General features: G+C 61.4%; 23 protein-coding genes. 15 read left to right on the top strand and 8 right to left on the bottom strand.

Annotation, left to right across the window (positions count from 1 at the left end; all coding sequences use genetic code 11):
* Positions 1-310: 310 nt before the first annotated feature.
* Entirely contained in the window at positions 311-742 is a 432-nt protein-coding gene (gene mucR, locus J2Z31_RS08150; RefSeq protein ID WP_209601405.1) for an exopolysaccharide biosynthesis transcriptional regulator MucR, read from the top strand.
* Positions 743-948: 206 nt separating this feature from the next.
* Here mucR and J2Z31_RS08145 read toward each other — a convergent pair whose 3' ends face one another.
* Together J2Z31_RS08145 and J2Z31_RS08140 are read right to left on the bottom strand one after the other, a co-directional pair.
* A complete protein-coding gene (locus J2Z31_RS08145) occupies positions 949-1,371 on the bottom strand; it encodes a SufE family protein (RefSeq protein WP_209601404.1) in 423 nt (140 codons plus the stop codon).
* A 204-nt stretch (positions 1,372-1,575) separates the two neighbouring features.
* Complete coding sequence (locus J2Z31_RS08140; protein ID WP_209601403.1) at positions 1,576-2,013, bottom strand: DUF5330 domain-containing protein; 438 nt, start codon at positions 2,011-2,013, stop codon at positions 1,576-1,578.
* Positions 2,014-2,578: 565 nt separating this feature from the next.
* Here J2Z31_RS08140 and J2Z31_RS08135 point away from each other — a divergent pair.
* The 3 genes from J2Z31_RS08135 to J2Z31_RS08125 all read left to right on the top strand — a co-directional run bounded on the left by J2Z31_RS08135 (position 2,579) and on the right by J2Z31_RS08125 (position 5,595).
* Positions 2,579-4,162: a sensor histidine kinase gene (locus tag J2Z31_RS08135; protein ID WP_209602271.1), complete on the top strand. Its 1,584-nt coding sequence runs from the start codon at positions 2,579-2,581 to the stop codon at positions 4,160-4,162.
* On the top strand, positions 4,134-5,087 hold the full coding sequence (locus tag J2Z31_RS08130; RefSeq protein ID WP_209601402.1) for a peptidoglycan-binding domain-containing protein: 954 nt from the start codon (positions 4,134-4,136) through the stop codon (positions 5,085-5,087). The genes J2Z31_RS08135 and J2Z31_RS08130 overlap by 29 nt, the downstream gene beginning before the upstream one ends.
* Before the next feature lie 157 nt (positions 5,088-5,244).
* Complete coding sequence (locus J2Z31_RS08125) at positions 5,245-5,595, top strand: DUF1491 family protein (RefSeq protein WP_209601401.1); 351 nt, start codon at positions 5,245-5,247, stop codon at positions 5,593-5,595.
* Positions 5,596-5,625: 30 nt separating this feature from the next.
* On the opposite strand, the gene J2Z31_RS08120 is transcribed toward J2Z31_RS08125, so the two are convergent.
* The gene (locus J2Z31_RS08120) at positions 5,626-6,684 is read right to left on the bottom strand and encodes a DUF2336 domain-containing protein (RefSeq protein WP_209601400.1); all 1,059 of its coding nucleotides are present in this window, start codon (positions 6,682-6,684) and stop codon (positions 5,626-5,628) included.
* A 351-nt stretch (positions 6,685-7,035) separates the two neighbouring features.
* On the opposite strand from J2Z31_RS08120, the gene J2Z31_RS08115 reads away from it, so the two are divergent.
* A complete protein-coding gene (locus J2Z31_RS08115; protein ID WP_209601399.1) occupies positions 7,036-7,695 on the top strand; it encodes an SH3 domain-containing protein in 660 nt (219 codons plus the stop codon).
* Between the two features lie 133 nt (positions 7,696-7,828).
* Positions 7,829-8,113 carry a hypothetical protein gene (locus J2Z31_RS08110; RefSeq protein WP_209601398.1) on the top strand — a complete coding sequence of 95 codons (285 nt, stop codon included), beginning with the start codon at positions 7,829-7,831 and terminating at the stop codon, positions 8,111-8,113.
* 543 nt (positions 8,114-8,656) lie between these two features.
* Here the strand turns inward: J2Z31_RS08110 and J2Z31_RS08105 are convergent.
* The 3 genes from J2Z31_RS08105 to J2Z31_RS08095 form a co-directional block, all read right to left on the bottom strand.
* The gene (locus tag J2Z31_RS08105; RefSeq protein ID WP_209601397.1) at positions 8,657-9,205 is read right to left on the bottom strand and encodes a DUF1254 domain-containing protein; all 549 of its coding nucleotides are present in this window, start codon (positions 9,203-9,205) and stop codon (positions 8,657-8,659) included.
* Positions 9,198-9,785, bottom strand: coding sequence for a DUF1214 domain-containing protein (locus tag J2Z31_RS08100; RefSeq protein WP_209601396.1), 588 nt, complete (start codon positions 9,783-9,785; stop codon positions 9,198-9,200). The genes J2Z31_RS08105 and J2Z31_RS08100 overlap by 8 nt, the downstream gene beginning before the upstream one ends.
* A 237-nt stretch (positions 9,786-10,022) precedes the next feature.
* Positions 10,023-12,242 carry a transglycosylase domain-containing protein gene (locus J2Z31_RS08095; RefSeq protein WP_209601395.1) on the bottom strand — a complete coding sequence of 740 codons (2,220 nt, stop codon included), beginning with the start codon at positions 12,240-12,242 and terminating at the stop codon, positions 10,023-10,025.
* 144 nt (positions 12,243-12,386) lie between these two features.
* On the opposite strand from J2Z31_RS08095, the gene J2Z31_RS08090 reads away from it, so the two are divergent.
* Positions 12,387-12,854 (top strand): YcgN family cysteine cluster protein, encoded by a 468-nt coding sequence (locus J2Z31_RS08090; RefSeq protein WP_209601394.1) that lies wholly within the window; start codon positions 12,387-12,389, stop codon positions 12,852-12,854.
* An 18-nt stretch (positions 12,855-12,872) separates the two neighbouring features.
* Here the strand turns inward: J2Z31_RS08090 and J2Z31_RS08085 are convergent, their stop codons facing one another.
* Positions 12,873-13,208, bottom strand: a complete 336-nt coding sequence (locus tag J2Z31_RS08085; RefSeq protein WP_209601393.1) for an MmcQ/YjbR family DNA-binding protein — start codon at positions 13,206-13,208, stop codon at positions 12,873-12,875.
* Between the two features lie 124 nt (positions 13,209-13,332).
* Positions 13,333-13,725 (bottom strand): hypothetical protein, encoded by a 393-nt coding sequence (locus J2Z31_RS08080; protein WP_209602313.1) that lies wholly within the window; start codon positions 13,723-13,725, stop codon positions 13,333-13,335.
* 234 nt (positions 13,726-13,959) lie between these two features.
* On the opposite strand from J2Z31_RS08080, the gene J2Z31_RS08075 reads away from it, so the two are divergent.
* From J2Z31_RS08075 to J2Z31_RS08040, 8 genes are all read left to right on the top strand, one after another.
* Positions 13,960-14,190, top strand: coding sequence for a hypothetical protein (locus J2Z31_RS08075; protein ID WP_209601392.1), 231 nt, complete (start codon positions 13,960-13,962; stop codon positions 14,188-14,190).
* 39 nt (positions 14,191-14,229) lie between these two features.
* The gene (gene feuP / locus J2Z31_RS08070; RefSeq protein WP_209601391.1) at positions 14,230-14,901 is read left to right on the top strand and encodes a two-component system response regulator FeuP; all 672 of its coding nucleotides are present in this window, start codon (positions 14,230-14,232) and stop codon (positions 14,899-14,901) included.
* Positions 14,891-16,276 carry an ATP-binding protein gene (locus tag J2Z31_RS08065; protein WP_209601390.1) on the top strand — a complete coding sequence of 462 codons (1,386 nt, stop codon included), beginning with the start codon at positions 14,891-14,893 and terminating at the stop codon, positions 16,274-16,276. Before feuP ends, J2Z31_RS08065 begins: the two co-directional genes overlap by 11 nt.
* A 276-nt stretch (positions 16,277-16,552) precedes the next feature.
* Positions 16,553-17,014, top strand: a complete 462-nt coding sequence (locus J2Z31_RS08060) for a hypothetical protein (protein ID WP_408022027.1) — start codon at positions 16,553-16,555, stop codon at positions 17,012-17,014.
* Between the two features lie 194 nt (positions 17,015-17,208).
* On the top strand, positions 17,209-18,357 hold the full coding sequence (gene ccmI, locus J2Z31_RS08055) for a c-type cytochrome biogenesis protein CcmI (RefSeq protein ID WP_209601389.1): 1,149 nt from the start codon (positions 17,209-17,211) through the stop codon (positions 18,355-18,357).
* A complete protein-coding gene (ccmE, locus tag J2Z31_RS08050; RefSeq protein ID WP_209601388.1) occupies positions 18,354-18,806 on the top strand; it encodes a cytochrome c maturation protein CcmE in 453 nt (150 codons plus the stop codon). Before ccmI ends, ccmE begins: the two co-directional genes overlap by 4 nt.
* Positions 18,803-20,794 (top strand): heme lyase CcmF/NrfE family subunit, encoded by a 1,992-nt coding sequence (locus J2Z31_RS08045; protein WP_209601387.1) that lies wholly within the window; start codon positions 18,803-18,805, stop codon positions 20,792-20,794. The genes ccmE and J2Z31_RS08045 overlap by 4 nt, the downstream gene beginning before the upstream one ends.
* A complete protein-coding gene (locus J2Z31_RS08040; protein ID WP_209601386.1) occupies positions 20,791-21,243 on the top strand; it encodes a cytochrome c-type biogenesis protein in 453 nt (150 codons plus the stop codon). The genes J2Z31_RS08045 and J2Z31_RS08040 overlap by 4 nt, the downstream gene beginning before the upstream one ends.
* Positions 21,244-21,374: the final 131 nt, after the last annotated feature.

The raw sequence follows: 21,374 nt of genomic DNA, 5'->3' as shown, positions 1-21,374 counted from the left end.
ATGTTTTGACATTTTTTAGAACAGTGTTAATCCACTAAATGAAAAGTGTCGTCGTGATAATACTTTGAACTGAAAATTCCAGCTTGGGTTGTGATTCTTCTCTGTTGCTTTGAGGCGGCGGTCGGCTCCGTGCCTTGGTGCCAGATTTCCCATCGCGACCCGGGCCGTGATGTTGCGGCGGAGCTTGGCTACCCTCGCTACGCGACAACCGGACGGTTCGAAGGGGTACACGGTTTACGGCATTTTCGCGCATCCTCGCTCCTGAAGCGCTGTTTCAGGACATGTTGCTGAATTCCGATAGGAGAAGAAAATGGCAGAAAACACGCTCGGTGCGAGCAACGAACTCCTGGTTGAACTGACGGCGGAAATCGTTGCCGCCTATGTGAGCAACCATGTGGTTCCGGTTGCGGAGCTTCCGACGCTCATCGCCGATGTTCATTCGGCGCTCAACAACACGACGGCGCCGGCGCCGGTGGTCGTCCCGGCCGAAAAGCCGAAGCCCGCGGTCTCGGTCCGGAAGTCGGTACAGGATGACCAGATCACCTGCCTCGAATGCGGCGGCACCTTCAAGTCGCTGAAGCGGCACCTGATGACGCACCACAATCTTTCGCCGGAAGAATACCGCGAAAAGTGGGATCTGCCCGCCGATTACCCAATGGTCGCACCTGCCTACGCCGAAGCCCGCTCGCGTCTTGCCAAGGAGATGGGCCTTGGCCAGCGTCGGAAGCGTCGCGGCAAGTAAAGCACCGCCGCCGCGGATTCGCGCCGGCAAAGGGCAGATGGAGGGGGAGATCGCCCTTGCAATTCAGGGCCGGACTGCGTCAGTCCGGCTTTTTCTTGTTTGCTGGGACCATTTTGCAGTCAGGTGGGATCACCGGACGCCGCACAGAGGCGGCAAGGACCGATCGGGCGGCAGCGCCACCGCCAGTCGGCGAAGAGGCGCTGGGATCATGCCGGCAGGCGAGTCTCCGCCTCGCTCTTGATACGTCGGATCATCGAGCGCAGACCGTTGGCGCGCTGGGATGACAGATGTTCGATGAGGCCAATCCTGCCGAAGATGTCGAGAGCGTCGGTGCTGGCGATTTCGGACGCAGGCTTGCCGGAGAAAATGGCGAGCGCAATTGCCACGAGGCCGCGGACGATATGGGCATCCGACTCGCCATCGAAGGTGAGGACCGGGTCTTCTGGGTCGCCGGCCGTATGGGTGACCAGCCAGACCTGGCTTGCGCAGCCCTGAACCTTGTTCTCGGCCGTTCGCCACGCCTCGGGCATGTCCGGCAGGCTTTTGCCGAGCTCGATCACATAGCGGTACCGGTCCTCCCACTCGTCAAGGAAGGCAAAGTCATCAATGATCTGTTCAATCGAAGTCATGACCCGTCCGAATTCTGCGCTACCGCGGTTGTCGCGCAGTCTTGATCCTCGCCCGAATTGCCGGGCTTAAAGAGCATTCCATTGATATTCATATAGGGGATGCCGGCTGCAAAGAGAACAGGCCATGGCGTTGGCGTTCATTAGCGGCGCGGCCGCGAAGGGAAGCAACAAGGCCGGCCGCGGATCGGGGTTGGCGTAGCCGCACTACTTGGCATTCGCGGCCTTCGCGTCGAGGCGTTTTTCCGGGACCGGCAGACGGTTGAAAACGGGCATGCTCCGATCCTTGGCCTCGGCGGCGGCACCGTCCTCGACGGGGCTCACCGTGCCGGTCATGACCTTTGCATCCGGCAGTGCGGCGTCGGTTTCGGCGAATTGCGTATTCAGGAATTCGTAGGCGATTCGCGCGCCTTCACGAGCGCGATGTCCGAGGGCGACGAAGGTCTCGGCGCCCCTTTCGCAGACATCCGGCTTCTGCACACAGATCGCGCTTATGTAGTGGATCGCTTCATTGGCGGCAGAGAAGGTATTGCCGATCTCGACCCTTGGGCCATGGTCGAGTTTGGTGCTGGTCGACGGATCGAGAAACGGCAGCAGGACAAGCACCAGCGAAAACCAGAATGTCGCCTTCAGGAGAAACCACATGTTCTGCTCATCCTCACTTCGCTTGATGGACTGGCCGTTCGCGGTTTCCGCTCAAGCCCTTCATGACGCGCCACGGCTCATGTCACGAGCAAACCTAGAGCGGGAATCGCAAGGGCGCTTTTCACAAACTGCTCGGATTTGTTTCGAATTTTAATGAACTGTGCAAATTCGGCCTCCTCCCCAGAGCATTTTCGCGCATTTTAACGATTGCCGTTAAGGTTCAAGGCAGCGCACGAAGCGAGAGCGGGCGTCTTGTCCGAGGCTTGCGCCCTCGTTGCCTGCCCAAGGTGTTAACGGAAAACAAAAAATGCACCAAAATCTGCCGCTTACGCGCCATTAACCACAACCGACAATGCTCATCCAAATTGCCTTAAAACGGGAATTTTCGGGTGTTTTCGAAGCCCCCTCCGGGTTTCTGCTTATTCTTTCATTAAGCCGGGAATGCGAGATTCGAAGCATAACGAGGCGGCTTGGGCAAATACCCGCGAGAAGCGGCGGGGCTCTCGCGAATAGCCTTACAAAAACAACAATGACGGCAGGGTATTGCGTGAACGTCTTGCGTGACATGGCTGGCAAATGGGCATCCCGTGTGGACGAGGCAGCCGCGCCATGGCTGCCGCGCCGGTCGGAGGTTTCTGCCGTTGCCCGCCATGATTTCAGGCGTCTGCGTGCCGTCGCCGCCGTCTCCCTGACGGCGCTTCCGATCATACCGCTTGCACTCACGGCAGCTTTGCCGGTTTCCGTGGCATTGCCTGCGGGAACCGCACTCTGGGCGTCGGCTTCGCTGCTGGCTGCCGCCGCAGCGATTGTCGGCGGCCGCAGAGGTCCGGCAGCCCGCCGCGACGAAGCAGCGCTCGCAGGTCGACTGCCTGACCTTTCTACTGCCTTCGATCTCTTTGCCGGGCTCGTCACCATCCATGATCCGCGCGGGAATGTGCTCTCTGTCCATGGGCGCGACGCGGCCGAACACCTGAAGTTGATGCGCGACCCACGCGGCCGCGGTTTCCTCGAACAGATTCACGTCTCGGACCGCATCACCTTCCTCAGCGCGATTGATGCGTTGCGGCTGGATGGCGAACGTTCCGCAGTCGATATCCGTCTCGAACGACCCTCTATTGCGGCGCCAGGCGCTCAATTCGTGCACATGCGGTGCGAAATGGCGCCTCTACGCGATATCGAAGGACGACTGGTGGCGATCGTCGCGCAATCCCGAGACATCTCCGATGAAGCGCGCCTCAGGGAAGAGGCGGTGGAAAAGGCTGCGCATGCGGAGTCCGCAAACGACGCGAAGACGCGCTTCCTTGCGGCGGTGAGCCACGAGTTGCGCACGCCGCTCAACGCCATTCTTGGGTTCTCCGACGTCCTTGCCGGAGAATATTTCGGCAGGCTCGAAAACGACCGCCAGCGAGAATACGTGGCGCTGATCCACCGCTCCGGTACGCATCTGCTCTCCGTCGTCAACACGATGCTCGATGTGAGCAAGATCGAGGCCGGGCGTTATGAACTGGTGCCGGAGCCTTTCCAGGTGGCGGACGCGATCGCTGCCTGCGAGGCCATGCTGTCGCACCAGGCGCAGGAGAAGGGCGTGAAACTGACAAGCCGCCTGACACGGGTGCTGGGCGAGATCAATGCCGACCAGCGCGCCTTCCAGCAGATTTTGATAAACCTTATCGGCAACGCGATCAAATTCACCGATCAGGGCGGACTCGTCACGGTCGATGCGGAATGCGACAACGCGGTGCTGAAGGTAACGGTGAGCGACACGGGCATCGGCATTGCCGAGGACAAGCTGCAGATGCTCGGCCAACCTTTCGTCCAGATTCAGAACGACTATACGCGTCGTTATGAAGGCACCGGATTGGGCCTGTCCCTCGTCAAAGGGCTCGTCGAATTGCACGGCGGCAGCATGACGATCCGCAGCTCCGAGGGCAAGGGAACGGTCGTTGTCGCGTCGATTCCGCGCGACGGATCCGGCATTCAGCAGCGGCAGCAGGTGAGTTCGCCTGTCACGGTGGAGTTCCCGCCACGACTGAGGGAGCGCGGCGAAACAAGCGGTGACTGGGGACGGCACACACCCGCCGCGGTTTCTCAGAGCGGGCAAACGAGCAAGGAAAGGGGACATGGCTCCGCGCAAGCGAAAACAGCCTGAGCGGAAGAGGGCGTCGCGATCGCAGCAAGCCTTGGCGCTGGCAGGCCTGGCATTGGTCGCCCGGGGCGCCGGCCGCTGCTTTGCGCTTGGCGGCCGATTGATTGCGCGCCATCCCCTTGGCGCCGGCGGCTCGGCGGCCTTCATCGTAGCTTTCAGCTTCGTGGCTGCGAACGCGATGTGGTACCAGCACGGGTCTCATCCATCGCCGCTCTTGCGCACTCGCGTTCCGCTCGTCAGTGCGGAGGTTGCCGAACGCTTGGCCGCGGCGAACGGCGAGACTGTCGAACCGCGCCGGGTAACGACATTCTTGATCGAGCGGGAAGGCGAGCAGGAGCCATCACGCGAGCAGCCGAATGCAGCAGGTCCGGGTGAGGCCACCGTCAGCGCGGACGAGCGAGCGGCCTTAACTTCGGAGCTCGTTGCAGACATTCAGACGGAATTGGTGCGGCTCGGGCTTTACGACGGCGTGCCGGATGGTCGCAGCGGTCCGAAGACCGTGGCCGCGATCCTTCGCTTCGAGAAACAGGCCGGCGGTCTGCAGACCGGCTTGGCGAGCGCGGACCTGCTGAAGAGCCTGCTAGCGGCGGGCAGTTCCGGCTCGCTCGCCACAATCCCCGATGCTCGCCCCTATGCGGATCCGACGAGCATTCCGGCCGAGGCCGATCCGATCGCCGCCGCGATCCGCAGTGCGGAGAAAAGCGAGATTCTGGTTCAGAACGCCGATGTTCCCGTATCCAGCGAAATGGTGATGAACATCCAGAAAGGGCTGAGCAACCTCGCCTATGCGGAGATTGTGGTCGATGGCGTCGCCGGCGACCAGACACGCGCTGCGATCCGGCATTTCGAAAAACATTACCGCCTGCCGCAAACCGGCGAGCCCAATACCAAGGTTCTCCAAAAACTGAAGGAAATCGGCGCGCTGTAGCCCGATATCCGGTCGATTCTACGAGGCATGTGCGTTCTGGCGGCATTACCGTCTTGAGGAGGCATGCAGCGGGTCAGCCACTTTTGCGCGCCCGACACGACGCGGTGCGCCGCGCAGCCATTTGCCTGTCGACTTCGCGGCGTGTATCAGCCTTCATATGCGCCTCAAGTCCCACATATTCGTTGCTTCTCTATTGCGCCGCGTCTTTGCCAGCGGCGGCTATGCGGCGGTGCTGCGAAAAGGGGCCGATGAGGCCGGGGCAATTTTCGTCCGCCAACGCGCACGCCTTGGGACAGAAACGCTCTACGCACCGGCGCCGCAAAGTTTCTTCGAGGACGAGGGCGATACGGCACGCAAGTTCGAAATAAGGCTGCAGGACGCCGAGGCGGAGAAGATCGACAGTGCCCTGCTGTCCGAGGTCCGCTTCGACCCGGATTGCTGGATCGTCGAGATCGAAATCGACGATTGCGGCGATCTGCTCGATATCGCGACCGAATCCGACCGCTGAAATCAGGGAGACACGGCAGTCGAGACGGCCTCAACGCTTGCCGCTTTGCCGCCGCGATTGCACGGCCCTATCGGGAATTTTTGGTGAGGAGCGCGCTTCCTGCCGACGCGGGTCCGTACTGCGATTTTCGGCGAGATGACTTTCGTACCGCACCGGCCGAGCGGCGCAATCGGCACGAAGCCAGGCTTCCACCCGCTCCAGGCCTTCTTTGCGGTCGACATTTCCGATCAGGGCATCTGCGCGCGTGCTGCCGCCGAGCCTCTCGCCGAGATGAGGGTAGAGGAACGAGAGCAGGGGAGCCATGTCCGCGGCCGGGAAGTCGAGTGCCGTAAGTGTGGTGGCGAGCTGTTGGCCGGAAACATCGAGCAGGATCCGCTCGGCTAACTCCTTGCTTGCCTCCATGGCGTCGGCCAGAGCATTGGCGAAGAGAACCGCTTCGCCGCTGCGCGCAAAACGCATGAGCAGCGCCTGATGGAGTGCGCCGATCGGTCGGACGCCGGAAGCGGAATCCGGGACTCGCGATCCGACACGCGCCAGAACCTTGATCTCGTCGCGCAGTTCGTTCTCTCGGGCGATGCGGTCCGCGGAAGGATCGTCGACCGGCTGCGAAGCGGCGGCATCCACTTGATACACCGCGGTGCGGAACTGCCCCGCAGCGTGGTGATGCTCGACCAAGGCATCGATCACCGAAGGAGAAAGCTCATCCCTGCGCGCAATCGCGTTCGCGTGGGCGGGACCTTGCGTGCGGATGATCGAGATGAGCGTCTGATCGGAAATCGCTTTCGATCGCGTCAGGAAGATTGCAGCAATGGAGATAGGCATGCTGCCGATGAGATGGGTAACGGCGTCCGGAACATGCGCGCATTGCGAAAGAGCGGCCGCCGCCTGCCGGCGCGCCTCGTCGCTGGAGGCGAGGAAGAGCGGCTCGAACAGCTCGGCGAATTGTCTCATCTCGGATTTGCGTGGGATGCGAAGGCTTTCGAAGCTGGTGACGGTCGCCATCAGCACGACGTCCTTCAGCCGGCCCGTCTGCGGCCGTTCCAACTCACGAAACCGGTTCGTCACGACAAATCCTTGCACGCAAAGCATGACGCCATTGCCGATGGCTCGGAACGGCACACGTCTCAAAAAATAAACTGAAAACGTTAGCGCAGAATTAACTATGGCCGTTGGAGCTTTATTCAGGCTTGCGGCATCTCCGTGGCGCGGCCGGTCCGGCGCAACCAGCCGCAGCCTTAAAAACTCCACACGCGCTTTTATTTCATTCTCTGCTGCGTGATTCCTGAAAACGGAGCCGATCTCATCGGCAAGCATGCAGCACCTCGGAGCCCCGCTGCGGCCTTCGTGCGATCGAAAGCGCGACGGGCGTTCTGAATGGTGATGGGTCCGAAGGCCCGACGAACGAGAAGGCCCACGGCCTTCCAAATGGGAGAAATGTCAGTGAAACATGCGTTTTTGCGAACGGCGGCTCTATTTTCGCTCCTGTTTGCACCGGCGATCGCCGAAGCCGCGGAGGGTTTTGCCACCGCCAATGTCAATATGCGCTCCGGACCGAGTACCCGTTATCCTGCCGTTACGGTCATTCCGGTGGGAACGTCGGTGGAAATTCATGGCTGCCTCGCGGATCGTCCCTGGTGCGATGTGTCCTTCTATCAAGGCCGGGGTTGGGTCGCGGGTCGATACGTGCAGGCAATGTACCGCCGCAACCGCGTCTATCTGGAACCGGAATACTACCGCCCGCTCGGAATTCCGACGGTTGTTTTCGAATTCGACCGGTATTGGGACCGCAACTACCGTGGACGTGACTTCTATCGCGACCGCGATCGCTGGCGCCGCGACTGGGCCGAAGGCGACGACCGCGGCGAATGGGAGCGTAGGCGGGAGCGCCGTGAGCGGGAGTGGGAACGCAGCGACCGGGACCGGGGACGCCGGCAGCAGGAGTGGGAACGCCGCGCCGATGAGGAATGGCAGGACGAAGAGAATTATCGGGAATCCCGCAGGCGCGACCGGGAGCGTCAGTTTCTCGAAATTCGCCGCGAACGCGAGATGAGAGAGATTCCGGAGTGCGAGTTCGGCGACTTTCGGTGTGAAAACGAATAGTTGTGAAGGGCTCCCAATACGGGCGGCGCTGGCCGCCCGTATTTCGCTTGGGGCCGCGGGACAGTGCTTCTTCTCGGGGAACCAATCTTGCTTCGAGGCGTTGACATCGCGCGAAAGGCAAGGAGCGGAGACGATGGCTGACAAGACGTTAGCGGCGGTTGATGCCGGAATGGACACGGAAGGGCGGACGGCCGATGCCCAGGTGGAACTGCAAGCCCAGCTCGCGGATCTAAGAGCCGAGATTACCCGATTGACGGAAACCGTATCGGCCATCGGCAGCGGGGCGAAGGCGGTCGTCCAGGGTGAAGCTGAGCTGATGACGGAACGGTTGCGTGAACGGGTGCGCGAGGAGCCGGTGACGACGCTTGCGACCGTTGCCGGGGTTGCCTTCATATTCGGCCTGCTTGCAAGACGCTGAAGAACGCTGCGGCTCGGCGCTAGCAGCTCCCCGGACTGAGAATGGTTAAGAGACCGTGCCTCGCTTTAAGGGATACTTAAAAGAGGTTATGGCCCAATCGGCGCTGGCCGGCTATGATCGGCCCGCATTGGGTGCAATGAAATCCGGAGAGCCGGAAGAAGGAGATAATGAGAAAGGCGCGTCTGTCCGGGGCGAGACCCGGAATGCGTCAGCCCGCGAATGGGCAGGGTGAAATCTGTACAGTGGTTCATCCGTCTCGTGAGCGTATGGAGACGAGCATGGCAGACGTAATCAGAATGCAGGACCGCAAACGAAATAGGCCACAACGGCGACCCGTCACCTCGGGCACCGCGAAAGTGTTGTTCTTCACCGGTATCCGCTACGAGCGCCTTGACGGTCGTGGACCCCAGCCCAGCGCTCCGACGGGCCGGACGGCGAAGAAACAGTAGGAAAAACCAGTTGACTGCTCCCGGCGGGCGATCAGCACCGCCTGGCAACTTGACGACGTCGAAACTCCGAATGGAGCTTCCCGGATTTCCTGCGTTACGACCGCCGAAAGAGTCCGCAGCTCGACTCCGTGAGAAAATCGCGGACCTCTTCATCGAAGCTGCCGAGCGGCGCGAGCGCCCTTAGAACGGCATAGCCATCCTCGTCCCCCATCTCGATCATGATCGATTGCGCCAGTGCTTCGGGTGGCGACTTGCGTAGTTCCACCAATTGGATCGGCGTGGCCACGACCAGGTCGAGATTGCCATTGACGGCCGTCTGGTCGTTCATGCTGAAGACTTCGTTCGAACCGCTGTCGAAGATCGATAGCGACCAGAACGGCACCGATCCGCGGGCAATGAACCGCGTTGGCGCATCCGCTACCGAGAAACTGCAGACGGCGGTGCGCAGAAAGGGATCGCTGTTGCGCAAGCCTGTCGGGCCAGGTTCGGCGGACAATGCGAAGAAGCTGTCCATCTCGAGAAGGTCGAGCACGCGCGTATAGGCGTCTCGACCGGTAAATTGCGGCAGTGCAAGCACGATCACGATGTGCAGGAGTGTGGCGCCGACCAACCCGACGACTATGGCAAACAGCAGGCTACGCATTGCCGCACCCGGTCTTGATGATCTTCGGCATTGCAAGGTCGATCAGGCCGGAGGAGCCGGCCGTCGGCGTATCGAGCAGGGTCAATACGAGCTTGAAGCTGCCCGAATGCCGAATCGCGAGCCAGTTGTTCGGCTTGGCAGCCGCCGAGGCATGAATGACGAAGCTGCTGTCTTGGGCGCGCAGCACCGTCCACGAATTAATTGCAGCGGGCAGGTCCGGCCCCGGCCGCAGGGTAACCCCGTCTGCCGTGGTCGCATAGAACGTCCAGAACCGGGCAGGCGGCGTGATGCCGGAGATATCATAAGAACAGTCAGACGACAGCCGGGCACCGCTGTCGTCTGTCGCTGCGGAGAACACCAACCCTTCCGCACCGCCGAAGAGTAGATCGCCGGCGCGAGCGCGATGCGCCTTGGCGTAGGGGTCGGCAGTGGCGGTCTGCGCCTGCGGAAATGCCACCCAGGGGCCGATCGCGATGGAGCCGAAGCCGGCCGTAGCCTTGAGCGCCCATACGGATGAGGCGATTCCACCTCCGAAGGCAAATGCGAGTGTAATGGCGACGAGAAAGGGAATACGCAACAAGGGGGCGGCTCTATCGATTGGTGTCTCGTCTGTCCCGGCGTTAGGCGGTCTACAGCGCCGCGCATCCGCACGAAGGCTGTAGCGCTTTGACTTACTGCATGTTTTTGTCCTTGAAACGAGTACGATTGAAGGAAACATGCAGGAGGGCAAGTGTCGGTTCGCTCGCCCCGTGAAGCTTAGAATCGATTACCCTTAAGATCCACATGGGCCTTAGAGAACGGATTTGTTGTCGCCAAGTCAATTCTCCGTTGCACTCGATGACGGTTGCGTTGTTGGGACATCGGCCGGCGGCGACTCGAGCGCTGCGACCTTGCCGCCGTTCTTCTCCCGCGCCTTGAGGGCAGGCGCGTTTTCGAATGCCTCGCCGATCGTCTTCAGCATTTTGGTAACGTCGGCAGAAAGCGATCTCGGCCGCACAAGCGGGGGCAGTGCGTTTTCGTCCGGTTTGGCGTTTTCATTCGGGACCGGCTTCTCCGCCGCCTGCGCGACCGGCACTTCGATACCCGGGATTGCGCGGTGCTCGATGCCTTGCTCGGCATAGTCCATCAACCGCTTGAAGGTCATTGCCGGAAGCGAGCCTCCGGTCATGTTGTCGGTGGACGTATAATCGTCATTGCCGAACCAGACAGCGGTCGTGTAATCGCCCGTGAAGCCGACGAACCAGGCGTCGCGATAGGCCTGTGTCGTGCCGGTCTTGCCGCCCGTTACGATGCCGTTGTCGAGAGCGGCCCTACGCCCCGTGCCGATGACGGGGATTTGCGTCAGAATTCGGTTCATCGACGAGACGGCTTGCGCGCTCAGAACGCGTTTCGCCGGCGTCGCGTCGCGGGCGAAATCGTAAAGAATGTCGCCGTCATAATTCAGGATCTGACTGATGCCGTGGCGCCGGGACTCGAAGCCTCCGGCGGGAAAGACGGCATAGGCCGTCGCCTGGTCGAGCACGGTCACTTCCGACGTGCCGAGCGGCATGGTCTTATCGGTGCGCAACGGCGTTTCGACGCCCATATTCTTTGCCGTCGAGGCAATGATCTCTGTGCCGAGCTTGTCTTTGGCGAGGCGCACCGGAACGGTATTGATCGATTTCGCCAGTGCGGTCAGCAGAGTCACGCGCCCGGCATAGCTTCGGCCGTAATTCTGCGGAGACCAGCCGCGCCAAGTGATCGGCGCGTCGACGACGACCGTTTCCGGCGTCATGCCTTTTTCCATTGCCGCCGCGTAGGTATAGACCTTGAACGACGAGCCCGGCTGGCGAAGGGCACGGGTTGCGCGATTGAACTGGCTTTCGCCATAGTCGCGGCCACCGACCATGGCACGCACGGCGCCGCCGTTCTCGATCATCACGAGGGCGCCCTGTTTCACTTTGTAGGTCTCACCATATTGCCTGAGGCCGGATTCCACGGCTTCTTCTGCGGCCGCCTGCAGTCCCATGTCGATCGTCGTCCTGACGATGAGGGAATGCTGTGCGAAGGGGGCGGCGATGCGCTGGACCTCGTCGAAGGCCCAATCTAGGAAGAAGTCCGGAGCCTTAACGTCGGCGCGGTCGATGACGGTTGCCGGTGTGAGGCGGGCGGCGAGCACCTGTCCTTCGGTCATCAGTCCGCCCTGCACCATGTTGGTCAGCACCTCGTTGGCGCGGGCGCGGGCTGCCGGAAGATTGACGTGCGGCGCATAACGGGCAGGCGCCTTGAAAAGCCCGGCAAGCATGGCGGACTCGGCGAGATTGACGTCGGTGATCGCCTTGCCGAAATAAAACTGCGCCGCCGCCGCTGCCCCGAAGGTGCCGCCGCCCATATAGGCGCGGTCCAGATAGAGGCGCAGGATTTCCTTCTTCGACAGATTGGACTCGAGCCAGACGGCAAGGAAGGCTTCCTTGATCTTGCGTTCAATCGTCCGCTCGTTCGAAAGGAACAGGTTCTTGGCAAGCTGCTGAGTCAGGGTGGAACCGCCCTGGACCACGCCGCCGGCGCGGGCATTTTCTGTCATGGCGCGTGTCAGGCCGAGAAAGTCGATTCCCCAATGCTCGAAGAATCGGCGGTCTTCCGTCGCGAGAACGGCCTTGATGAGATGGTCCGGCAACTCGTCGATTGGCACGGCATCCTCATGGATGATGCCGCGATGGCCGATCTCATTGCCGTAGCGGTCCAGGAAGGTGACGGCGAAATCGCTCTGGGCACGCCAGTTTCCCTCGGTTTCCTCGAAAGCCGGAAGCGCAAGCGCCAGCATCAGGACCGAGCCGGCCGTACCCAACGTCATACCCTCGCCAAGCACCTCGAAGACCGCTCTTTTCCAGCCGCGAACACGGAAGCGACGGAAGAAGATGGTGGTGTCTTCCCAAAATTCCGCAAGGCGGAATCCCACATTCCATACCGTCGAGTCGATCCAGGAATCGATCCGGAGCAAGATGTGTCGCTTCTTGGGCCGGTTGTCCTCTTTCCTCGGTTCCTGCACGGTTTTCATGTCCCGAAGCTCTGTTTGCCCCTTTATGATGATTGCATGGGGCGAAGTTCCAATCTACTTGCATATCGAGCGCCGGCCTTAAATAATCGGCAATTTTATGTAAATTTTCCTTACTGGCGTGGAAATGACGAAAGTGTGACTCCTATGGGCGAAATGCCTTTCTGGAAAACCAAGAGCCTGGATGAGCTGACGCTGGCGGAATGGGAAAGCCTTTGTGACGGCTGTGGACTCTGTTGTCTCAACAAGCTGGAGGACTGGGACACGGGCGAGATCGCCTGGACCTCTATTCGCTGCACCTTGCTCGATGGGGAAACCTGTCGGTGCAAGGACTACGACAATCGACAGGCGACGGTGCCCGATTGCATTCAGCTGACACCCGAACGCGTGCGCGAGATCAGTTGGCTTCCGCCGACCTGCGGCTACCGCCTGGTCGCCGAAGGGCGCGACCTCTATTGGTGGCATCCGCTCGTTTCGGGCGATTCGGAAACCGTGCATGCGGCGGGGATTTCGGTGCGCGGGCGCACCGTTGCGGAGGACGGGATCGACCTCGAGGACTATGAGGATTATCTGGTGACCTGGCCCTTGCAAGTGGCGCTGGAGCCGGCCGACTAGCCGCGCGGCCACTCCGCATCAATGACGGCCGTTCTTCCGTGCGAGACTTCTCGGAGCGACATTGCGCCAAGCGGTTTCCATCGATTGCCGGAGGAGTTCCTCGTCGGCGCCGACGAAATAGATAGACGTCCAACCGCGCGCACCCCAACCCCCGGGAACGGCGGCGCAAACCCCAGGTTCGGATTCAAGCAGCATCCGCTGCTGGTCGGGTGTGAACTTGAAGACCACACGCCCCGCCTCGGGCAGGGTCATGAAGATCCGTTTGCCCACGCGGAAATCCCGCGTCCCGAAATGGGCGTTTTCCTCTGTTCCAGGCAGGCTTAGCGCCAGCTTTTCCAGTTCTTCGGTTAGCATCCGAAGAGACTAGCACGATTTCATCAATTGACAAAAAAGCATCCGTCCGTGAAGGCCACGGGCGGATGCATGATAGCTTTGTTTGGGTGTGGGGCGCTTGCGAACTGCCCCAATGGGTTAAGCCTTATTCCGCAGGCGTGACCGGTTTTTCAGCAGCTTCGCCTGCGGTTCGCATCGCACGCCATTCACTCTCGAAACGGTCGAGCAGCGATTGCGGAATCCTCGACGGGGATACGGGCGATTTGTTTGCGGCTGACTGCATCCGGTCCTCCTCTTGGGCGAGTTGCTTGGAGGGCGGACCATTCCACATCGTAAACGCTTTGTAAATCAGTGTATTAAATAATTTAAACGATTGAAAAATCTTTAAATCGATTAACCTGCGAAAATCCACAGGAGCAGGGGAGCGAAGGTGGCGCGCGCAGGCGGCCGACTCTGAAGAGCTGTATCGGGTGTTGAAGATCTGCGCCAAGCGGTCTGACAAGAATCGCAGTTTTCGGGTGTTTGCATGCTTGCTCAATCATGCTGGCCTGAGACCGGTGGGTCAAGGAAGAACCTGTCCTGGCACAACAAAATGCTAGCGGTCGGGCAGCCGTCACCGCCTTTCACCTTGCAACCGCTGATGGCGCTCCGAAGACCGCGGAAAGCTCCGCGTAGCGTTACCGGGAGGCCGCGGAGGCGGACATTCATTTGCCATTCAGCCTGCATCGGTTAAAGATTTTTCCATGTTACTTCCCAATTCGAAAGTACATTGATGGCTTCAAGAGTAACCATAGCCGTGCTTGCTGCAGGCGTCGCAGGCTTTTCTCCGCCTGCCGTGTCCGCGTCTGGCGATTGCAGTGCTGCGGCCGCGCATGTAGTGGCTGAGACGGGCGGAGAATTGCTCTCGGTCAGGCCGACTTCCGATGGCAACTGCGTCGTGACCGTGCTAATCCCTGGTAATGGCGGGCGGCCGAAGAAGTTGACCGTAAAGGTTCCGATGTAGGCTTAGCTCCCCATCGTAAGCAGGGGAAGAAGACCAGCAATGCGCATTCTGATAGTCGAGGACGACGCCAACCTAAACAGGCAATTGGCCGAGGCGTTGCAGGAAGCCGGCTATGTCGTCGACCAGGCCTTCGATGGTGAGGAGGGGCATTATCTCGGCGACACGGAACCCTACGACGCGGTAATTCTCGATATCGGCCTGCCGGAAATGGACGGGATCACCGTTCTCGAAAAGTGGCGCGGTGACGGCAAGATCATGCCGGTCCTGATATTGACGGCACGCGACCGCTGGAGCGACAAGGTGGCCGGGATCGATGCAGGCGCCGACGATTACGTCGCCAAGCCCTTCCATGTCGAGGAAGTGATGGCCCGCATTCGTGCGCTGATCCGCCGGGCGGCGGGCCATGCAAGCTCCGAGATCGTTTGCGGCCCGGTGCGTCTCGACACGAAGGGCTCGAAGGCGACCGTCAACGGCGTGGCGCTCAAGCTGACGTCGCACGAGTTCCGCCTCCTGTCCTATCTCATGCATCATATGGGGCAGGTGGTCTCCCGCACGGAACTGGTCGAGCACATGTACGACCAGGATTTTGATCGCGACTCCAACACGATCGAGGTTTTCGTCGGCCGTCTTCGCAAGAAGATCGGCAACGATCTGATCGAAACCGTGCGCGGCCTCGGTTATCGGATGCAAGCACCCGGCAATGGTCATTAGATCCCTCACGGCACGCGTCCTGGCGGTTTCGACCGTTTGGGCGGTGATGGCCCTTGTCGTGATCGGCGTGGTGATCTCCGAGCTTTACCGGCAGGGATCGGAGCGCGGTTTCCAGGATCTGCTTCGCGCCCAACTCTACAACGTCATAAACTCGATCTCGGTCGATGAAAACGCTGCCCTGTCCGGCAGCCCACAGCTTGGCGACCTTCGCTTCTCGCAGCCGCAAACCGGTTGGTACTGGATCGTCGAGCCTATCGGTGAATTCGAAACGCAGCCTCTGATTTCGACTTCGCTCGGAACCGCGAAGTTGCCGATCGTCAGTGTCGAGGAGGTGCCGTTCGACATCCGTTACGAGCGCTTCTACACGACGACGGACCCATTCGGAAACCAGGTCGAGGTGGCCGAAACCGAGGTCGTTCTCGACATCGACGGCCATGCGGCACGCTTCCGCGTCGCCGGCAACCGGAACGTGCTTGAGGCGGACATCGACCGCTTCACCCGCAACCTGACGATCGCGCTCTCGATCTTCGGATTCGGGGGGCTCGGCGTGAACGCGCTGACGATCCTTTTTGGCCTGCGCCCGCTCGACCAGGTGCGCCGGTCGCTCGAGAAGATCCGCACCGGCGAAAGCGAACGGCTCGACGGAGCCTTCCCGCGCGAGATCCAGCCGCTCGCCAACGAGGTAAACGCGCTGATCGACAGCAACCGCCGCATCGTCGAGCGTGCGCGCATGCAGGTCGGCAACCTAGCCCATTCGCTGAAGACACCCATCGCCGTGCTGCTCAACGAGGCGCGCGTACTGGACGTCTCGCATGGCGAACTGATCAGGCTGCAGGCCGACGCGATGCAGACGCAGGTCCAGTCTTACCTGAGCCGCGCGCGCATCGCGGCGCAACGCGGCTCGGTGCTGGCGCGGACCGAGGCACAGCCGGCCCTTGAAAGAATCGTCCGTGTGATGCGGCGGCTCAATCCGGAAAAGCAATTCAGCCTCTCCGTCAATCCGCCGGGGCTGGTGCTCGCGATGGAACTGCAGGACGTCGAGGAGACGGTCGGCAATCTTCTCGAAAACGCCGCGCGCTACGCGCGCGACCACGTCTGGCTGAGCGTGGGGCCGGCGCCCGAGGAAGCGCGTGCCAAGGCGGCGGGACGCGAATGGACACTGCTTCTGATCGATGACGACGGCCCTGGGCTCGATCCGCATCAGATTGCTCTTGCCATGAAGCGCGGCAAAAGGCTTGACGAAAGCAAGCCCGGCACGGGGCTCGGCCTCTCGATCGTGAGTGAGATCGTGGGTGAATACCAGGGCAGCGTGGAACTGTGCCGCCGCGAAGAGGGTGGGCTGCGGGCCAAACTCGTCTTGCCCGTTGCCGTCTGAGCGGGTCCGCAAAGTGTTCCACGGTACGTGCGACGAACAACCGGTCTAAAGCTGGCATTCGTGTGATACTCACGAATACCAACGCTATGCCAAATTTCTTGATTGGGCATCGTGATCCGGCGGTCACACCGGCAGTCGAAAATGGCAGAGCCTGCCCGCGGCGTGGTTGCCTCGGAAGGCGGAGGGTGCAAAAAGAAAATCGGAAGTGCCGTCTGACCATGTTTGCCGGGGTGCAGGCGGCCGCGGATGAACGAGAGTGAGTTGTCGCGTATCATGATGATTAGCGCAGAAGTCAGGCGGGCTCTCGCCTCGGGTGGCAGAATCGCGATCGTCGCATCGACCGTGGCGCTTGCCGGCTGCAGCACCTCGAGCGCCCAGCGGGGATCCGCCGCAGCCGCGTTCGGTGCTGTCTCCACCCGGAGCCCGTCGTCTGCAGCCTATATTGATGCCCTGCGGGGCGGCGTGATTGCGCGTCTTGGCGGCATAAAACTGGGCGAGTCGGATCGCCAGAGGGCACTCGAGGCGGAATACCGCGCTCTCGAGGCTGCGCCCGGCGGCCAGCCGGTCCTGTGGGAAGGGCGGGGCGTCAGCGGTTCGGTGGTCGCAGCCGCGCCTTATCAGGTCGGATCGCAGAACTGCCGCCAATATAGCCACACGGTGATCGTAGAAGGACAATCGACGAGCGGGCGGGGGGCGGCCTGCCGCAACAGTGATGGAAGCTGGACGCCGCTGACCTGAGCGCCGCTTTCGAGTGTCCGATGCGTTCCCTTCAGCGCTTCTATTGCATGTCTCCTGAAATCGACCTTCTTTATAGCGCATCTGATTAAGTCGCCGGGGCTGTGCGGCGCTGAGATTGCGGCGAAACGCCTCAAATCTCCGTCATTTCCGGTTTTCGAGTTGGAATGGACAGGCCCTCATAGTATTCCCCATTCATGTTGTTCTGGATTCTCGTCGCCGTCCTCACGGCGGCTGTCGCTATCGCGCTTCTCCTGCCGCTGATGCGGGCGGCCGCGCCGCTTCCGTCTGCCCATAGCCATGACGTCGAGGTCTATCGCGACCAGCTCGAGGAACTGGCACGCGATCGCGAGGCCGGGCTGATCAGCCAGGAGGACGCCGAACTCGCCAGAGCGGAAATCGGGCGCCGGCTCATTGCCGCGAACGCCGCCGACGAGCCCGTCCGGGAGGGCCTTCCGAAGCGGGTTGCTTCGAACCGGCTGGCACAGCTCGTCATTCTCCTCTGTCTGCCGGCAATTGGGCTCGGTCTTTATCTCACGACCGGCAGCCCGGGCGTGCCGGCACAGCCGCTCGCCGCTCGACTTGCCAATCCTGGCGACGACGTCAATATCCTGATCGCCAAGGCCGAAAATCATCTCGCGGTCAATCCGGAGGACGGCGCGGGGTGGGACCTGCTGGCGCCAATCTACATGCGCAATGGCAGGGTAGACGATGCGGTTGCCGCCTATGACCGGGCGATCCGCCTGCTCGGCGGGTCCGCGGCGCGGCTCGGCGGCTATGCCGAGGCTCTCATCGTTCAGTCCGGCGGGGTGGTCACCGCGGATGCTCAAAATGCGCTGAGGAAGGCGCTGGCGCTCGACCCTGACGATCCGCGCTCGGAGTTCTATCTGGCGCTCGGCCTGAAACAGGAGGGCAAGCATGCTGATGCGCTTGCCGCGTTCCGCAAGCTCGCGGGCACCTCGCCGGCGGATGCGCCCTGGCTGCCGGTGGTCAACCAGCATATCGCCGAGCTTTCCAGGTCCGCGTCGGGTGAAGGCGATGCTCTGCCGCCCGGCGATCCGACGTCTGGGGACGTCGCAGCCGCGCAGGAGATGAGCCCAGGCGATCGCCAGGCAATGATCCGCGGCATGGTCGACAGTCTCGCGGCTCGGCTGAAGGAAGACCCCGCAAACTTCGAAGGTTGGGTGCGCCTCATTCGGTCCTATCTTGTTCTCGATCAAAGAGAAAAGGCCGCGAATGCATTACGCGACGGGCTGAAGGCCTTTCCGGCCGCTGGCGAAGAGGGCAGGCAATTGCTGGCACTGGGCCGCGAACTCGGAATCGAAGCCAGCGGAGAGGAACAATGACGCGTAAGCAGAAACGGTTGGCAATCATTGGCGCCGGTGTCGGTTTCCTGACTGCCGCGGTTCTGCTCGTCATGTTTGCCTTCAGCCAGGCAGTCGCCTATTTCTACGTACCGGGCGATCTGGCGAAAGCCGATCTCGCGCCCGGCACGCGCATACGTCTCGGCGGCCTGGTGGAGATGGGCTCGGTGAAGCGGGGCGAGGGCAAGACCGTCACCTTCAGCGTGACCGACACGCTCGCATCGGTGCCGGTGACCTATGTGGGCATCCTGCCCGATCTCTTCCGCGAGGGGCAAGGCGTCGTGGCGGAAGGTGCATTCGTTTCGGGCAGCCCGGTCTTCGTCGCAGACACGGTGCTCGCCAAACATGATGAGACCTACATGCCGAAGGACGTGGCCGACCGCTTGCAAGCGCAGGGCGTGACGCTCGGTGGGAAGGAAAACATCAAATGATCATCGAGCTCGGGCACTACGCGCTAGTCCTGGCGCTCGCGACCGCGATCATTCAGGCCGCGCTGCCGGTCCTCGGTGTCAGACGTGGCGACCGGTCCTTGATGGATCTGGCGTCGAGCGCAGCGATCGTCTCCTTCCTGCTCGTTTTCTTCTCCTTTGCGGTGCTCACCTTCGCCTATGTGACCTCCGACTTTTCCGTCAGGAACGTCTGGGAGAATTCGCATTCGCTCAAGCCTTTGATCTACAAGGTTTCCGGCGTCTGGGGGAACCACGAGGGCTCGATGCTCCTGTGGCTGTTGATCCTCGTTTTCTTCTCCATGTTGGTTGCGAGCTTCGGGCGTAACCTGCCGGACACGCTCAAAGCCAATGTGCTTGCCGTACAGGCCTGGATATCGACCGCATTCACGCTTTTTATCCTGCTGACATCCAACCCTTTCGCCCGGCTCGTTCCCGCCCCGGGCGAGGGCAGGGACTTGAACCCCGTCCTTCAGGACATTGGTCTCGCGATCCATCCGCCGCTACTCTATCTCGGCTATGTCGGCTTCTCCGTCTGCTTCTCCTTTGCAATCGCCGCCCTTATCGAGGGGCGGATCGATGCGGCCTGGGCGCGCTGGGTCCGGCCCTGGACCCTGGCCGCCTGGACGGCCCTGACGGCAGGCATCGCCATGGGCTCCTATTGGGCCTATTACGAACTCGGCTGGGGCGGCTGGTGGTTCTGGGATCCCGTAGAAAATGCCTCTTTCATGCCCTGGCTCGCCGGAACGGCGCTGCTTCATTCGGCGCTGGTGATGGAAAAGCGCGAGGCACTGAAGATCTGGACTGTACTGCTGGCAATCCTGACTTTCTCGCTTTCGCTGCTCGGCACTTTTCTTGTGCGCTCGGGTGTACTAACATCGGTTCATGCCTTTGCGACCGATCCGACGCGCGGTGTCTTTATCCTGGCAATTCTCGTTCTCTTCATCGGCGGCGCCTTTGCGCTCTTTGCGTTGCGCGCCTCGCACCTCAAGGCGGGCGGGTTGTTCGCACCGATCTCGCGTGAAGGAGCGCTCGTCCTCAACAACCTGATCCTGACCACGGCGACGGCGACGGTGCTGACCGGAACGCTCTATCCCCTCGTCCTCGAGGCCTTGACGGGTGACAAGATCTCCGTAGGGGCGCCCTTCTTCAATATCACCTTCGGGCTCTTGATGCTGCCGCTTCTCTTTGCAGTGCCCTTCGGTCCGCTGCTTGCCTGGAAGCGCGGCGATCTCGCCGGTGCGGGCCAGCGCCTGTTCGCCGCTACGGCTGCCGGCCTGCTCGTCGCCGCGGTCCTCTATCATGCGAAGAACGGCGGCCCGATTCTCGCGCCCCTCGGCATCGGACTCGGCGCTTATCTGATTCTCGGCGCAGTTACGGATCTCATGCTTCGCTCCGGTATCGGCAAGGTCGCCGGCCGAGTTGCCGCGAGGAGGCTCGCCGGTCTGCCGCGATCGGCTTTCGGCACAGCGCTCGCACATATCGGCCTCGGTGTCACACTGATCGGCATCGTCGCGGTCACGGCCTACGAGACGGAAACCGTCGTCGAGATGAAGCCTGGCATGCTCGCTGAAGCCGGCGGTGGCTACACCCTGCGCTTCGATGGCATGCGTGAGGGGCGCGGGCCAAACTATACCGAGGACTCAGGACATTTCACCGTCAGTCAGGGTGGCGTCAAGGTGACCGAGATCTGGTCCTCCAAGCGTCTGTATTCGGCCCGCCGGATGCCCACGACGGAAGCAGGCATCAGGACCTTCGGCTTGAGCCAGCTCTATGTTTCGCTTGGCGACGAAATGGCCGGCGGCGGTATCGTCGTGCGCATCTGGTGGAAGCCGCTCATCCTCTGCATCTGGGGCGGCGCGCTTTTCATGATGACGGGCGGCATCGTTTCCTTGAGCGACCGACGCTTGCGGGTGGGGACGCCGTCACGCGCCAGGAAAGCGCCGCCGCTTGCCGTGGGAGCAGCCGAATGATCCGCCTGCTCGTCGTCCTCTTCCTCTGCATCTCCGTTTCGCCCGCACTTGCGGTCAATCCGGATGAGGTATTGGCGGACCGGGGACTTGAGGCGCGGGCACGGGCGATCTCGGCTGAACTGCGCTGCATGGTCTGTCAAAACCAGTCGATCGACGATTCCAACGCCGAGCTCGCCAAGGATCTCAGGCTGCTCGTGCGCGAGCGCCTGAAGAACGGCGACAGCGACGAAGCCGTGATCGCCTATGTCGTCTCGCGTTATGGCGATTTCGTGCTCCTGAAGCCGCGATTCGAGGTGAAGACCCTGCTTCTTTGGGGGATGCCTCTCGTCCTTCTCGCGGTCGGCGGTATGACGCTCTTCGTCGCCGCGCGCCGACGTGGCGCACGGCCCGTCGGAACGCCGCTTTCCGATGAGGAACGGGCCGAACTGGACAAGCTGCTCCGCTCTTGACATTGCGCCGGCCTTAGAACGCGCACTTCAGAGAACACAAATTCTTTCATGGCTTTGACGCATGGAGAGCGGCGGCAGGGACGGAGGAGAGCAATGCTTTTGCAGGGTCCATAGAAAACATTACGAAAAGT

Source organism: Sinorhizobium kostiense, from assembly GCF_017874595.1.
GTDB lineage: Bacteria > Pseudomonadota > Alphaproteobacteria > Rhizobiales > Rhizobiaceae > Sinorhizobium > Sinorhizobium kostiense.
The sequence above is the reverse complement of the archived record's forward strand: the minus strand, read 5'-3'. Positions and strand labels throughout refer to the sequence as shown.

What these genes read in the sequence shown, in the direction of transcription:
- J2Z31_RS08135 (WP_209602271.1), top strand. Translation starts at nt 2,579, where the DNA reads ATGGCTGGCAAATGGGCATCCCGTGTGGACGAGGCAGCCGCGCCATGG.
- J2Z31_RS08145 (WP_209601404.1), bottom strand. Translation starts at nt 1,371, where the DNA reads ATGACTTCGATTGAACAGATCATTGATGACTTTGCCTTCCTTGACGAG.
- J2Z31_RS08075 (WP_209601392.1), top strand. Translation starts at nt 13,960, where the DNA reads ATGGCTTCAAGAGTAACCATAGCCGTGCTTGCTGCAGGCGTCGCAGGC.
- J2Z31_RS08105 (WP_209601397.1), bottom strand. Translation starts at nt 9,205, where the DNA reads ATGCGTAGCCTGCTGTTTGCCATAGTCGTCGGGTTGGTCGGCGCCACA.
- J2Z31_RS08065 (WP_209601390.1), top strand. Translation starts at nt 14,891, where the DNA reads ATGGTCATTAGATCCCTCACGGCACGCGTCCTGGCGGTTTCGACCGTT.
- J2Z31_RS08085 (WP_209601393.1), bottom strand. Translation starts at nt 13,208, where the DNA reads ATGCTAACCGAAGAACTGGAAAAGCTGGCGCTAAGCCTGCCTGGAACA.
- J2Z31_RS08120 (WP_209601400.1), bottom strand. Translation starts at nt 6,684, where the DNA reads ATGCTTTGCGTGCAAGGATTTGTCGTGACGAACCGGTTTCGTGAGTTG.
- mucR (WP_209601405.1), top strand. Translation starts at nt 311, where the DNA reads ATGGCAGAAAACACGCTCGGTGCGAGCAACGAACTCCTGGTTGAACTG.
- J2Z31_RS08125 (WP_209601401.1), top strand. Translation starts at nt 5,245, where the DNA reads ATGCGCCTCAAGTCCCACATATTCGTTGCTTCTCTATTGCGCCGCGTC.
- J2Z31_RS08130 (WP_209601402.1), top strand. Translation starts at nt 4,134, where the DNA reads ATGGCTCCGCGCAAGCGAAAACAGCCTGAGCGGAAGAGGGCGTCGCGA.
- J2Z31_RS08140 (WP_209601403.1), bottom strand. Translation starts at nt 2,013, where the DNA reads ATGTGGTTTCTCCTGAAGGCGACATTCTGGTTTTCGCTGGTGCTTGTC.
- feuP (WP_209601391.1), top strand. Translation starts at nt 14,230, where the DNA reads ATGCGCATTCTGATAGTCGAGGACGACGCCAACCTAAACAGGCAATTG.
- J2Z31_RS08045 (WP_209601387.1), top strand. Translation starts at nt 18,803, where the DNA reads ATGATCATCGAGCTCGGGCACTACGCGCTAGTCCTGGCGCTCGCGACC.
- ccmE (WP_209601388.1), top strand. Translation starts at nt 18,354, where the DNA reads ATGACGCGTAAGCAGAAACGGTTGGCAATCATTGGCGCCGGTGTCGGT.
- J2Z31_RS08090 (WP_209601394.1), top strand. Translation starts at nt 12,387, where the DNA reads ATGGGCGAAATGCCTTTCTGGAAAACCAAGAGCCTGGATGAGCTGACG.
- J2Z31_RS08110 (WP_209601398.1), top strand. Translation starts at nt 7,829, where the DNA reads ATGGCTGACAAGACGTTAGCGGCGGTTGATGCCGGAATGGACACGGAA.
- J2Z31_RS08060 (WP_408022027.1), top strand. Translation starts at nt 16,553, where the DNA reads ATGATTAGCGCAGAAGTCAGGCGGGCTCTCGCCTCGGGTGGCAGAATC.
- J2Z31_RS08040 (WP_209601386.1), top strand. Translation starts at nt 20,791, where the DNA reads ATGATCCGCCTGCTCGTCGTCCTCTTCCTCTGCATCTCCGTTTCGCCC.
- J2Z31_RS08095 (WP_209601395.1), bottom strand. Translation starts at nt 12,242, where the DNA reads ATGAAAACCGTGCAGGAACCGAGGAAAGAGGACAACCGGCCCAAGAAG.
- ccmI (WP_209601389.1), top strand. Translation starts at nt 17,209, where the DNA reads ATGTTGTTCTGGATTCTCGTCGCCGTCCTCACGGCGGCTGTCGCTATC.